Genomic DNA, 12,498 nt, shown 5'->3' with positions numbered 1-12,498 from the left:
TCCTTAAAAATTTAATTATTATCGTTGTGGCTATTTTTTTTCACACACGAATGTCATGCCAATTCGTTTCGATATAATCAATGCAGTCTTGCTTTAATGACGGACCAAATGTGCTTTTCCAGCCAGAAGGGATCCCTTTGAATTCAGGCCATAAGCTATATTGATTGTTGTGATTAATCAGCACAAAGAACTGGTTTTCAGGTTCGTCAAAAGGATTGATATATTTCTCAGACATAGTTAACTCCAATAATAAAAAAATCAGGATTAAAAATTAAAAACATACGACAACCCATCAATGAGGCCTCCGCGCCAACACAGGCGTTCATGTCCACCATCAAAGGTGCGAAACGATAACCGATGGTTTTGTTGCTTAAGTTGCTGGTATAGGTCTTGGCTCAAGTCCACCATAATGTCTTCCCCTAACCCAACTTCCATAAAAACACTTAAATTTACGTTAGAACCTAGGCCAGAATGAACTAATTGACTCATTTGAGTTAAAGGTTCGCTTGTTTGAAGAGGAGAATACTCACTAGGGGGCTTCACTAACGAAAAATCAGGCCACCAAAACGAACCCGACTGACAAACAACCGCACCAAAACGATCCGAATGGTTCAAGCCAGCATACATCGCACTCAAACCACCAAGGCTTTGTCCAACAACAGCCGTACGATTTGCGTCATTAGTAATTGGGAAATAACGACCTACCAACGGCAGTAGTTCTTGAGTGATAGCCTGCCAAAATAAAGGATTACAACTGAGTTCTTCGCTACGCAGCGCTCCATTGATTTCATCAATGAAGACATACAAGGCAGGTGGGATTTGACCGCTACTCGTCGCATCGGTCAGCGCGCTGAATAAAGGCATGGATTGAGACCAAAATTGACCATCTAAGATCAAAACCAATGGCAGTTCAGCCGTTTGCCCGACACTGGCTGTCGAATACAACCAAACATGTCGCTCATTACCTAAACACTGGCTCGTCCAAGTCAGTTGCATGTTCACTCGTGCCTGAACATCGCCATTTTTTGCATCAAACCTTGACCATGCAGTTTGCGAAACTGCCTTTGGCATAGATAGCGGCGTTTTCGAACGTCCCCATTCGCAGGCTGACAAATTGTTTTTACTTAAATCATCGCGAACACTCAGAGGAAAAATGGTTCTCAGCCACTCCCTATGCTTGATGCGTTTCTCTTGATAAGTTCCTTGGTACGCTGGTTGGACTCGGTCATATGTCACTGGAATAAACGCGTAGCTCCCACGCCACGTACTGTTTACCCTTGTCTTATAAAACCAAACATCCGTTCCTTTGACATGAGTAAGCCTTGCCATATCAAAGCTGTGATGATCAGTAATACCATTGATATCAATGTATATTTCCTCAATACTGTCATCCGAGTTTCGCCAAAGAAATAGCAGCTCAACGCTTGTCTGATCTTGGGAAAGGATAAAAGGTGTTCCTTTTGTCTGCACCTCGTCCCACCAACAAGGGGCTCCTACTTCTTCATTATCTTCAAGCAAACCACTTAAAGCACTATTGACAATATTATGTTCTATTGTTCGATAAGCCTTTCTATCCATCAAAAATCCAACCTGTCCGTCGATGTAAGTAAGGCATCCTTTAGGGCAGCTACAGCTGATTTGGCGTTACTTCGCTTGCTGAGACTCCAGCCTAAAACTTCACGAGCATAACAATCCATAACAAGTGTCAGTGCCGCCCAACGCTCAATCTCAGAAGGTGTAAGATCGTAGGTTCTAGCTGCTTCCTTGGAGGTTCTTTTACCCTTGATGATGTCCTTAACAAGCTCAGCTTTGCGTTTAGCTGTCCAACGTTTTACTTCTGGTTCATTACTCATAATGACTCCCGACTAAAGTGACAGAACATCATTGTCCAACTCTCCTCTGGGCCACTACATATCTTCTAGTAATGAGGAGCACAAACTTATACTATCCTCATTGTAAACAATAACAATTATCATTAGTATTACTACTGTAACACTTTTTTACATAAATGTTGTTACAACATCAAATGTTTTCTTCTTTTTATTAAGGAATACTCAGGTCATGAAGCCCATGGATTTAAATAGTGGCATCACTAATACTGGCAAGACTAAACTTGCTATGCTCATTGGTGTAATTTGCCTTGGAGCCAGCACGACTCTTTCAGCAAAGCAAACAGACAACAGCAATACTAAGAAAGGCCAAGAAACCCTAGAAACCATTGTGGTATTTGGTGAAAAACTCGGTGGTACACTTGCGGAGAACACAAGCTCAGTAACCATTTTTACTGATGAAGCAGATAATGGCGAAGATCAAACATACTACGATCTACTCGATCGCGTCCCGAATGTACTGAATGCCCCTTCTGGCATTCCACATATTCGAGGTGTCGATGGTCGTGGACCTGGTGAAGGCTTCCTCTCCTTCATGACAGGAGCGACGCCAAGAGTGAATACAACCGTTGATGGCGTGTCAGAGTCATGGACTGGTGAAGCCTTTGGTAAAGCCGGATTGTGGGATACAGAACAAGTAGAGATTTATAAAGGTCCTCAATCAACCAACCAAGGCCGAAATAGTATTGGCGGCGCGGTGGTCATCAAAACCAAAGATCCAACGTTCCACTTTGAAAGTAAACTTCGTGGTGGCTACGAAAACGAAGATGACAAATATCATCTAGCTGGTGTTGTTTCTGCCCCAATCGTGTCTGAAAAGCTCGCATTTCGATTAGCCGCCGAGGGCACAAAGGGGAATACACCAATTGATTACTCGCTGCCCAATAATGACCACTATCCTTGGGATCCTTCTGAGGTTGAATCTCATAATGTGAGAGGTAAGCTGTTATTCAAACCGATGTCTAACGATAAGCTTACTCTAAAACTGACATTGGCTAGCCGTAATGAAGAAGGTCAATATACGAATCTGGTTTCTGAAAAAGGCAAGTTCGAATATATCGATAAAAACGGTACTCGACGTCAAAAAACCGAAAGTTGGAATGCAAATTTTGACATAAATTACTTAATCAATGATGAATTAACCCTTGATATATTATTTGCGCGCCGAGACTACGATACGAAATTCAAAGCTTACCCACGTACGGACTGGTGGGGTGATATTGATGAAAAAAACTACACCGCAGAAGCAAAGCTGTCTTATAACTCGTTAGATGACAAATACAGTGCCATTGTCGGGGTAAGCAGTTTTTACAAAGATCAGAATACGCAAACAGACTCGATGAAGCGTAAAGATAAAGTTCTGACCAACTCAATTTACTTCGATTCCAAAGTCCAGCTCAACCACCGTTGGGGCCTGCTACTTGGCGCTCGATACGAAAATGATAAGCTGAAGCGAGATTTTGACCACGCAAAGTTCCCACTCGATTTCAATGCCGATGAAAGTAATGGTATTTTGCTACCAAAAATCGGTGTGACTCTAAACGTATCAGACAACTCAACGCTTGGACTTACTGCTCGTAAAGGATACAACGCTGGCGGACTTGGATACAACGAGTACCAACAACAAGTGTTTGTTTTTGAGCAGGAAGAAGTCTGGACTTATGAGCTAAGTTCCCGTTCAACTTTCCTTGAGAATAGACTTGGTTTAACTGCAAATGTCTTCTACAACGACTATGAAAACTATCAAACGGTTGTGTTTGGTGACAGTGGAAACCGTCTCGACAATTACATAGCAAACATCCCTAAAGGAAAAACATACGGTACTGAAGTTGAAACTAATTACTGGTTTGACTCAGGTCTGGACGTATTCGCATTTGTAGGCTTATTAAAAACAGAAATCACCGAAGGGCCAAGCGGTACTGTTGAAAAATTAAATGGGAATGAGTTCAGCTATGCACCTGAATTATCGGCGGGTCTTGGCTTCACCCAACAGCTAGATTCGGGCGTTTTCTTTGGTGCTCGTGTTAATCACGCAACGGATTACTTTACAGATCTCGCCAATACACGAAGTACGTCAGCAGGCGACTACACTATATTGAACCTCAATGCAGGTTATGCCATGGGTGATCTCACCATTCGGGCTTACATTAAGAATGCAACAGATGAAGATTATGTTCTTCGCCATAAGAATGATCTTATCGAAATGGGCGGACCTCGTACATTCGGTCTTGTGGCTGATTACCAGTTTTAACAACACAAAGGGCTCTAATGTTATATAGCGTCACTTAAAGGGTGTATATTGTGTATTAAGGCAGAGAAATCTGCCTTTTTTGTGTAACCTTCCCCTAAAATCTAGCCGTTAACAGTAGTCCAAGTATGTTGGTATGGATGCCTCAGATGTTAAACGATTAAAAGAGCTTGAGGATGCGAATCGGAGGCTCAAACAAATGTTTGCCGACCTCAGTCTAGAGCACCGTATTGTCAAATATATCCTGAGGAAAAAAGCTATAAGGCAAGCGTTTAACCGAGAGCTTGTCGATTATGCTCGCCACTATCAGGTCAGTTTACGCATGACCTGCCGCGCAGTTGGTATTAGTGACTCTGTGATGAAGGAATATAACGATGAACGCCATCATGATTCACTCGATGACCTGACGCCTTGGGAGTATTTAGCAACGCATGAAAGTAGAAAAATCTCTAATTTAGAATGCTACTAAAACAGGGACAGGTACGAAAAACAGAAATAGAATTCCAGAATGGAGATAGTGCGAACAACATCAACGTTATCAATGAAGCGTGTCGCATAAATGGATTAAAAGAAGGGTACGCGACAAAGAATAAGAGAAAAGCGAAGAGCAGAAAGGGCGGAGGCCTCCCCAGCTACATCCCGGCACACACGTCCCAAGCGCGGGCTGCTTCCTTCCGGACCTGACCCAGTACACAAGATAGTGTTGCGGGAGAACCAAGGAGGCCTCCATCGATATGTCGTTAAGCTTGCTTAACTGCGGAGCATTATGTGGCATGGCTGGATGCAATGCAAGGAGGATTGATAGCTGCGCCGCTTAACTGTTGATCTTATGAGCAATATCCACCCAGTCAGTCGTCCGGCTCTTCCAAAAACAAGTATTCCCCGATCCAAATTGCTGCTAGCATCGTTGCCCACGCGACCAAAAGCGACATGGTAAGTTGTGAGGGCGTCACTAGCGTGACCACCAAAAAAGGAACGCAAGGTAATACATGTAAAGCGATGGGACGCGAGGAAGCAAACCGTGGCGTCAGCCCTATCCACTGCAATAACCAGATCACCGCCACAACCGAAACACACCAAAGCGCAGTCGGCCAACCAAGCAGCACGGCAAGCACTGGTAGCAAAAGCCATGCACTTTGCCGAGGTGGCATGTACGAGCGCCATTGCTGTAGCGCGCCCCATGTCACGACTAATCCCAGCAGCAAGACAGTGAATACCCAAGGTGAACCGGCGAGTTTTGCCTCCGATTGCAGCGCCATAATACCAGTCAGCATCGCAATCATCACTGAGCCCAGCAGTAGTTTGACATGTAGATGCCGCAAGGGGTTCATCAACAATGACAAGGCGGGCAGCATCAGTAAACTGGTTGCACTGAGCAATGCAGGCAGCTGGGGCATGGCATAGGCAAACGCCCCCATCGCCAACACAAGTAACCAACTCGTGAGTGTCTCGGGGTAAAAGAAAAAAACAGCTGGGACGAAAATCGCCCAACTGGATAACGAAAAACCGGAGACCAAACTGGCTGCCGCTGCAATGGCGACAAGCAACGCAGGCCAAAGCAAAGAAGAGATCCGCATGCACACTCCTTGTGCTCCACTCACTCTTCTCAGTGTAGTGATTAGTTGCCGACTCGCACCAGTGTCAGGGTGGGATCAAAGGTATGATTCGTATCCGTGATCACCTTATTGATGGTATTGGTGATAAACAGCGGGCGTTCGTTCACATCAATTTGTGCCGTGACGACGTATGTGTGTGTTGGAGAAATTTGGCTCGGATCGTAATTCAGTGAAAAGTGAATAGGCACTTGCTGGCCTTCGGTTACGAATGATTGTCGGCTAATCTCTTTACCGGGTGAACCCATTTTTTTCATTTCTACCAAACGGACCGTGACGCTGGCATTCTCAGGTAAAGCAAGTCGCTCACGATACACTAAAGTGCCGGAAACACTCGCTAAATCATTAGGTTGACTATTCCCTGAACAGGCAGTAAACACTAGGGCAGTGAATAAGGCGAACAACAGAAACGATAGTTTCTTCATTAAAGAATCCTCACTGGTACGCGTTTGAATGCGGCAAAAACGCTAAGGTTATGATAGCTTGATCAATAACACTGGAAGCATAGCACGTACCAAGGACTTATGAGCCAACCACTGACAGAACTCTTACAATTACTGCAGCTTGAGCGGTTAGATACTGGCCTTTACCGAGGTCAAAGTGAAAACCTTGGACTGCCACAGGTGTATGGTGGGCAGGTCATTGGGCAGGCCCTATCGGCCTCTAAAACCTCGGTCGACCCTGATCGCTTTTTGCATTCATTCCACAGTTACTTTCTGCGCCCAGGCGATCCTGAGCAGCCGATCATCTACGACGTTGAGATACTCAGAGACGGAAAAAGTTTCAGTACGCGACGGATCAAAGCGGTGCAAAACGGCAAACCCATCTTCTATTTGACGGCGTCTTATCAAGAAGAGGAAGAAAGCTTTGAGCATCAAAACACCATGCCGACCGACGTGCCAGCGCCCGAGACCTTGCGCTCGGAGCAGTCGCTAGTCAATGATATCGCCCACAAGCTGCCACCTAAGGTGGTCAAAGCGTTTGGGGGCGACAAGCCGATCGAAGTGCGACCTGCCACGGTGATCAACCCACTAAAGCCCCATGCGGCACCGGCTAAGCAATATTTATGGATCCGCGCCAATGGTGAAGTAGGAGACGATTTTCATGTCCACCAGTATTTACTTGGCTATGCCGCCGATTGGGGCTTTTTGGTCACGGCCTTGCAGCCTCACGCAGTGACGCTGCTTACGCCGGGTATGAAAGTGGCCACCATTGATCACTCCATGTGGTTCCACCGTCCGTTTAGAATGGATGAGTGGCTGTTGTTTGCGATTGAAAGCCCCTCCGCCAGTGGTGCGCGTGGCTTTGTACGCGGCGAACTTTTCAATCAGCAAGGCGATCTTATCGCCTCAGCGACCCAAGAAGGCTTGATGCGTAAACTCTCCTAACCATCAACGTCTCGAGCGTGAACGAGTCTGAGCAATACAAAAAAGGGGCATTGCGCCCCTTTTTATCTGTTCCACCCATGACTGGGCCGCTACACCTGCGCCTCTTCCTCTAATGCGGCTAAATGCGCGCTGGCTTGCTGGAGTTGATACATCTGCCAGTAGCGGCCTTGCTGACGCAGCAGGCTTTGATGACGCCCTTGCTCAATCACGCGGCCACGATGCAAGACGAGGATGTTATCGGCCTCGGCAATGGTCGATAAGCGGTGCGCAATCACTACCACTGTCATCTGTTGACGTAACCTGTTCAGCGCCTGTTGCACAAGCTCTTCGGTGCCAGAGTCGATATTGGCGGTAGCTTCATCAAGGATCAGAATTTTAGGCTGACGCACTAACACGCGCGCCAGAGCCAACAGCTGGCGCTGACCGGCAGAAAAGGTCATTCCGCCCTCACCAAGTAAGGTATCCAGCCCCGCTGGCAATCCTTTCACGTAATCTGCCAACGCCACTTGCTCGAGGGCATGCCAAATTTTTTCATCGTCCAGTGTCTGTCCCAGCGCGATGTTTTCTCGCAAGCTCCCCGTCAACATATGTGGGTCTTGTTGCACCATGGCAACGCCCTCACGCAAGCTTTGATGACTCAAGCTTTCAATTGGTAATCCACCCAGCGTCAGCGTCCCCTCACCTGCGCGATAAAATCCCATCAGTAACGACGCCAAGGTTGATTTACCGCTGCCCGTATGACCGACCAACGCGAGAAAACCGCCGGCAGGGACGTCTACATTCACGTCGGACAATACCGGTGTTTCACCATCATAGGAAAACGACACATTCTGCAGTGCAATGGCACCATCAGGGATCGGCGTGGTGTCATGGCCATATTGCTCAGGCGGCGTATCCATCATTTCGAAAAGCCGCTCACCGGCCGAGATAGCCTGCTGAAGCAGTGACAGTTGCTGCATCATTTCAATCAATGGCTCGGTGATCCGCCCCAAGTAGCTTAAAAAGGCGTACAGCACCCCAACCCCAATCACTGCTGTGCCGCTAAAACCGAAGATCGCCACCAAAGACAGCAACGCGGCCCCTGCCAATAAATCAATCAAAGGGCGGAGATAGATCCCGTTCAGGCGCTGAATGGTGACCATGGCATCCAAATGATCCGCGGTCATATCGCTGAATCGCGAGGAGAACGCCCGCTCTTGCTGCATTAGCTGGATCAAATTCATGCCGAGCACAGATTCATTCATCACCCCGTTGATATCTGCTAGCCGGTCTCGCGCTCGACGATACGCAGGCGCTGAGCGTTTTTGATAGCGCGCCATCACCAGCACCACACACGGCAGTAGCACCAACACCACCATTGTCAGTTGCACACTGAGCATTAGCATCGCCACCAGCATCACCCCAATCAGCGCAATGTTGCGTAAAAAGGTTGAAAGCACCGACACATACAGCTCTTTCAACGACTCGGTGTCATTGGTCAAACGCGATACAATCCGCCCCATTGGCACATAGTCAAACGCTGACAGAGGCTGTTTAATCACGTTGGCGAACACCGCTTTACGAATACGTTGAATGATGGCCACCGCCATGGTGTTAAAACGTAGCTCGTACTGATACTGAAAGCCCGCGGAAACAATGGTCGATACGATATAACCCACCGCCAGTGCCCACATGATCATCGCCGGATAATGGTCTTTGGCGACATAGTTATCGAGAAAGATTTGTACCAAGTAAGGCCCCGTCACCTCCGCCACCGCCGCGACTAGCAAGAAAACCGTGGCAATCACAAATTGACGTCTGTCGCGGCGCATGTAGCTTAGCAATCGAAATAAGATCTCTCGCTTAGTCATGGCGCGGCTCCTCATCGGCTTCCAATGCCGCTTCCAGCTGCTGATATTGGTGCATTTCTTGATACCATCCTGGCTGTTGAATCAATTGGCGATGCTGGCCACGTTCGCGTATTTGCCCATGACTGAGCACCACAATTTCATCGGCATTTTCGAGCGCCGATAAGCGGTGGGCAATCACTATCGTGGTACGGGTATGCTGATGCTGTTGCAGGTTCTGCAAAATGCGGTGCTCGGTGTCACCATCAACCGCCGACAAGGCATCATCCAAAATCAAACACTCCGCTTCCACCAACAAGGCGCGAGCAATCGAAATACGCTGCTTTTGACCGCCAGATAAGGTGATCCCTTTTTCACCCACTGCAGTTTCATACCCATGCGGCAGCTGACGGATGTCTTCATCGATGCAGGCAAGTGTCGCCGCCTGCTCGATTTCTGCTTGGGTCGCATCAGGACGACCAAGGGCGATGTTTTCCGCAATCGAGCGAGAAAACAAAAACGGCGTTTGCGTCACTACCGCGAAACGTTGTCGCCATGACGACAAATCAGCCTCCGCTATCGACACATCCCCATAGCGAATATCGCCCTTTTCAAGCTGGGTCAGATGAAGCAGCAATTGCAATAAGGTTGATTTGCCACTGCCGACTGGGCCGGCAATCCCCAACATGGCTCCAGGCGGAAGCGTCACATGGATATCTTTAAGGGCAAAACTGTCATCCGGTTGCCACTTAAACTGCTCAATCGCCAGCGTCAACGGCTGCATGGTGTCAGGCAGCGGCGTGTCACCGCCAACAATGTCTGGCTGCTCTTGCAGCAACGCATCAATCCGCGTCCAAGCGGCACGCCCACGCTCAATGATATTAAACAGCCACGCCACTGCGAGCATCGGCCAAATCATCAAGCCTTGATACAAGGTAAATGCGGTAAGATCCCCTAATGAAATCTCACCGTTAGCGACTAAGTAGCCGCCGCCAGACACGGTTAGGAAAAACGAGGCGCCAATGGTGCCTTGGATCACCGGCGAAAACAGCGCATCAACCCGCGCCACCGCGAGGTTTTTCTCCCCAGTACGATCGGCGACTTGATCAAACTGATTCATTTGATGCTGCTCTAAGCCAAATGCACGCACCATACGCACTGCTGACAGTGAGGACTGACTCACCTCTGACAGCTCAGAAAATGCCGCTTGTGATTCGGTGAAGGTATGGTGCAAACGACGGCCAAAGCGATTAACCAGCACCGCCATCACCGGCATCGGTAGCAGCGCTAAAAGCGTCAGCTGCCAGCTGATTTGGCTTACCATCACAATGAGCACGGCCGCGCCTGTGATAATGGAATCCCCCGCGGTCAGAACCCCTTCACCGGCGGTCATTACCACCGCTTTCACATCATTGGTAGAGCGCGCCATGATATCGCCACTCGGATAGCGACGGAAAAAATGCGGGGACTGGCGAGTAAAATGATCATAAAGCCGGTTGCGCAGCACAGTACCCAGCTCGGCCGCGGCACCAAATAGCCAGACTCGCCACACAATGCGTAGCACATACACCACCACCCAAATGGCCAGCATACCCGCGAGTAGCCACATCAGTAGCTCAGTCGAAATCTCTCCCGCGACCACGCCATCAACCACATGGCCCACAGCCATCGGTGGAATGAGCTCGAAGACAGAGACAAATACCAAAATAATCATGGCGCCGACATAACGACGCCATTCACGTTTAAAAAACCAGCCTAGCTGCCAAAACACCTTCATGAGGTCTCCTTTTTATCCCCGCCTTTTTATCATCACAACGACCTATCGGATCGGTAAGGCGGTGGTGTACTTAAGCGCTTCCATGGCGAATGTTGATGTCACATTATTCAGACTTGGCACAGAATTGACCAGCTTTTTATAAAAATGATCAAATCGAGTCATATCAGCTACCTGCACCTTCATCATGTAATCATACTCGCCTGCCATGCGGTAGAATTCCATCACCTCAGGGAACTCGGTTACCACCTCGGTAAAGGTCTTGTACCACTGCTCACTATGGTCATTGGTTTTGATATGGACGAAGGCGGTAAATGCGAGGCCAACGGTTTCGGGGTCAAGCAATGCCACCCGCCCGCGGATCACTCCTTGTGATTCCAGCCGTTTCAGCCGCTTCCAACAGGGGGTTGTGGTTAAATTCACCCGTTCTGCCAGCGCGGACACAGACCAGTTGGCATCTTCCTGCAGCGCCGCGAGTAAAGTGCGATCTATCTCATCTAAAGTGACAGTCATGAAAATTTATTTCCATTAATTGTTATGTAGGAGTTTATTTTTCTCTTTTGGCGTCATTATAGAGCAAAAATAGCAAGGTTTTTATCCCACTCTTTACGTAAACTGGTGCTAATTACGTATTCGGAGATGCATGATGACAACCTCACATCCTTGCCATACTTGGGTCGGTAACGCGATTCGCCTGATTGAAGCCGACTTTAAACGCTCTGCAGATACCCATTTAATTAAGCTCGATCTCCCTAGCTTTACGGACATTGATATCTATTTAAAAGACGAGAGCACCCACCCGACCGGTAGCTTGAAGCATCGCTTGGCGCGTTCTTTATTTTTGTACGGCTTGTGTAATGGTTGGATTGATGAGCACACCACCATCATTGAAAGCTCATCAGGCAGTACTGCCATTTCTGAAGCGTATTTTGCCCGTCTGCTTGGCTTACGTTTTATTGCCGTGGTGCCCAAAAACACTGCGTGTAAGAAGATTGAGCAAATCCGTTTTTATGGCGGTGAAGCGCACTTTGTCGAGCGGTCAGATCAGATCTATGCCGAGTCTCGCCGCCTTGCTAAAGAGCTAAACGGCCACTACATGGATCAGTTTACCTATGCCGAGCGAGCGACCGACTGGCGTAGCAATAACAACATTGCCAACCGCATTTTTGATCAAATGCAGTACGAGCGCTTCCCTATACCTCGCTGGATTGTGATGAGTCCGGGCACAGGTGGCACCTCAGCGACCATTGGCCGCTACATTCGTTATCGTTGCCAACCGACTCAGCTGATGGTGGCAGATGCTGAGCACTCGGTTTTTCACGATTACTACCTCACCGGCGACAGTGCACTGACCACCGATAAAAGCAGCCGCATTGAAGGGATTGGACGACCACGTGTCGAGCCCAGCTTTATTCCCGGCGTGATTGATAGAATGACCACAGTGCCGGACACTCACAGTATCGCCACCATTCATTGGCTAGAAAGCCAGCTTGGCCGCAAAGCTGGCGCGTCTACCGGTACCAATCTATACGGCGTTTTGATGCTGGCCAATGAAATGCGCGCCAACGGCGAGAAAGGCTCTATTGTCACCTTGTTATGTGACAGCGGCGAGCGCTACCTAGACACCTATTACAACCCTGATTGGGTACGCGAGCACATTGGGGATCTCGACCAAGCAACCCATGATTTGCAGACGGTGTTGGGGTAACACGCCATCGTCTCTAACTGGGTTTTCACGGTAGTGTTCAGAATTCTGTGTC

The 12,498-nt window shown here is 48.3% G+C and carries 12 protein-coding genes and 1 other RNA gene; 4 read left to right on the top strand and 9 right to left on the bottom strand.

Annotation, left to right across the window (positions count from 1 at the left end; all coding sequences use genetic code 11):
- Positions 1-40: 40 nt before the first annotated feature.
- From N7E60_RS04715 to N7E60_RS04705, 3 genes are read right to left on the bottom strand one after another with little or no spacing between them, the layout of a single operon-like run.
- Positions 41-235 (bottom strand): MbtH family protein, encoded by a 195-nt coding sequence (locus N7E60_RS04715; protein WP_269598249.1) that lies wholly within the window; start codon positions 233-235, stop codon positions 41-43.
- Between the two features lie 29 nt (positions 236-264).
- Positions 265-1,578, bottom strand: a complete 1,314-nt coding sequence (fes, locus tag N7E60_RS04710; RefSeq protein ID WP_269598248.1) for an enterochelin esterase — start codon at positions 1,576-1,578, stop codon at positions 265-267.
- On the bottom strand, positions 1,578-1,853 hold the full coding sequence (locus N7E60_RS04705) for a DUF1153 domain-containing protein (protein ID WP_269598247.1): 276 nt from the start codon (positions 1,851-1,853) through the stop codon (positions 1,578-1,580). Before N7E60_RS04705 ends, fes begins: the two co-directional genes overlap by 1 nt.
- 208 nt (positions 1,854-2,061) lie before the next feature.
- On the opposite strand from N7E60_RS04705, the gene N7E60_RS04700 reads away from it, so the two are divergent.
- Both N7E60_RS04700 and N7E60_RS04695 read left to right on the top strand, forming a co-directional pair.
- Entirely contained in the window at positions 2,062-4,140 is a 2,079-nt protein-coding gene (locus N7E60_RS04700; protein WP_269598246.1) for a TonB-dependent receptor, read from the top strand.
- A gap of 133 nt (positions 4,141-4,273) precedes the next feature.
- The gene (locus N7E60_RS04695; protein WP_408642334.1) at positions 4,274-4,606 is read left to right on the top strand and encodes a hypothetical protein; all 333 of its coding nucleotides are present in this window, start codon (positions 4,274-4,276) and stop codon (positions 4,604-4,606) included.
- A 154-nt stretch (positions 4,607-4,760) separates the two neighbouring features.
- On the opposite strand, the gene ffs is transcribed toward N7E60_RS04695, so the two are convergent.
- The 3 genes from ffs to N7E60_RS04680 form a co-directional block, all read right to left on the bottom strand.
- Positions 4,761-4,857: signal recognition particle sRNA small type (ffs, locus tag N7E60_RS04690), an RNA gene on the bottom strand.
- Positions 4,858-4,985: 128 nt separating this feature from the next.
- On the bottom strand, positions 4,986-5,714 hold the full coding sequence (locus tag N7E60_RS04685) for a VP0952 family biofilm-associated protein (RefSeq protein ID WP_269598245.1): 729 nt from the start codon (positions 5,712-5,714) through the stop codon (positions 4,986-4,988).
- A 41-nt stretch (positions 5,715-5,755) separates the two neighbouring features.
- Positions 5,756-6,175, bottom strand: coding sequence for a YbaY family lipoprotein (locus N7E60_RS04680; RefSeq protein WP_069588014.1), 420 nt, complete (start codon positions 6,173-6,175; stop codon positions 5,756-5,758).
- Positions 6,176-6,274: 99 nt separating this feature from the next.
- Between N7E60_RS04680 and tesB the strand changes: the two genes are divergently transcribed.
- Positions 6,275-7,138: an acyl-CoA thioesterase II gene (gene tesB / locus N7E60_RS04675; protein WP_077457642.1), complete on the top strand. Its 864-nt coding sequence runs from the start codon at positions 6,275-6,277 to the stop codon at positions 7,136-7,138.
- An 89-nt stretch (positions 7,139-7,227) separates the two neighbouring features.
- On the opposite strand, the gene N7E60_RS04670 is transcribed toward tesB, so the two are convergent.
- The 3 genes from N7E60_RS04670 to N7E60_RS04660 are packed head-to-tail and all read right to left on the bottom strand — an operon-like array spanning position 7,228 to position 11,251.
- The gene (locus N7E60_RS04670; RefSeq protein WP_269598244.1) at positions 7,228-8,988 is read right to left on the bottom strand and encodes an ABC transporter transmembrane domain-containing protein; all 1,761 of its coding nucleotides are present in this window, start codon (positions 8,986-8,988) and stop codon (positions 7,228-7,230) included.
- Positions 8,981-10,741 carry an ABC transporter transmembrane domain-containing protein gene (locus tag N7E60_RS04665; RefSeq protein ID WP_077457639.1) on the bottom strand — a complete coding sequence of 587 codons (1,761 nt, stop codon included), beginning with the start codon at positions 10,739-10,741 and terminating at the stop codon, positions 8,981-8,983. Before N7E60_RS04665 ends, N7E60_RS04670 begins: the two co-directional genes overlap by 8 nt.
- A 42-nt stretch (positions 10,742-10,783) precedes the next feature.
- Positions 10,784-11,251 (bottom strand): Lrp/AsnC family transcriptional regulator, encoded by a 468-nt coding sequence (locus N7E60_RS04660; protein WP_077457637.1) that lies wholly within the window; start codon positions 11,249-11,251, stop codon positions 10,784-10,786.
- A 130-nt stretch (positions 11,252-11,381) separates the two neighbouring features.
- Between N7E60_RS04660 and N7E60_RS04655 the strand changes: the two genes are divergently transcribed.
- Positions 11,382-12,446 carry a PLP-dependent cysteine synthase family protein gene (locus N7E60_RS04655; RefSeq protein WP_269598243.1) on the top strand — a complete coding sequence of 355 codons (1,065 nt, stop codon included), beginning with the start codon at positions 11,382-11,384 and terminating at the stop codon, positions 12,444-12,446.
- Positions 12,447-12,498 lie beyond the last annotated feature (52 nt).

Source organism: Salinivibrio proteolyticus, assembly GCF_027286365.1.
GTDB lineage: Bacteria > Pseudomonadota > Gammaproteobacteria > Enterobacterales > Vibrionaceae > Salinivibrio > Salinivibrio proteolyticus.
This window is presented reverse-complemented; position numbering and strand designations above follow the sequence as displayed.

Coding starts and splice junctions, on each gene's coding strand:
- tesB (WP_077457642.1), top strand. CDS start 6,275: ATGAGCCAACCACTGACAGAACTCTTACAATTACTGCAGCTTGAGCGG.
- N7E60_RS04670 (WP_269598244.1), bottom strand. CDS start 8,988: ATGACTAAGCGAGAGATCTTATTTCGATTGCTAAGCTACATGCGCCGC.
- N7E60_RS04700 (WP_269598246.1), top strand. CDS start 2,062: ATGAAGCCCATGGATTTAAATAGTGGCATCACTAATACTGGCAAGACT.
- N7E60_RS04680 (WP_069588014.1), bottom strand. CDS start 6,175: ATGAAGAAACTATCGTTTCTGTTGTTCGCCTTATTCACTGCCCTAGTG.
- N7E60_RS04715 (WP_269598249.1), bottom strand. CDS start 235: ATGTCTGAGAAATATATCAATCCTTTTGACGAACCTGAAAACCAGTTC.
- N7E60_RS04660 (WP_077457637.1), bottom strand. CDS start 11,251: ATGACTGTCACTTTAGATGAGATAGATCGCACTTTACTCGCGGCGCTG.
- N7E60_RS04705 (WP_269598247.1), bottom strand. CDS start 1,853: ATGAGTAATGAACCAGAAGTAAAACGTTGGACAGCTAAACGCAAAGCT.
- N7E60_RS04655 (WP_269598243.1), top strand. CDS start 11,382: ATGATGACAACCTCACATCCTTGCCATACTTGGGTCGGTAACGCGATT.
- fes (WP_269598248.1), bottom strand. CDS start 1,578: ATGGATAGAAAGGCTTATCGAACAATAGAACATAATATTGTCAATAGT.
- N7E60_RS04685 (WP_269598245.1), bottom strand. CDS start 5,714: ATGCGGATCTCTTCTTTGCTTTGGCCTGCGTTGCTTGTCGCCATTGCA.
- N7E60_RS04665 (WP_077457639.1), bottom strand. CDS start 10,741: ATGAAGGTGTTTTGGCAGCTAGGCTGGTTTTTTAAACGTGAATGGCGT.
- N7E60_RS04695 (WP_408642334.1), top strand. CDS start 4,274: ATGGATGCCTCAGATGTTAAACGATTAAAAGAGCTTGAGGATGCGAAT.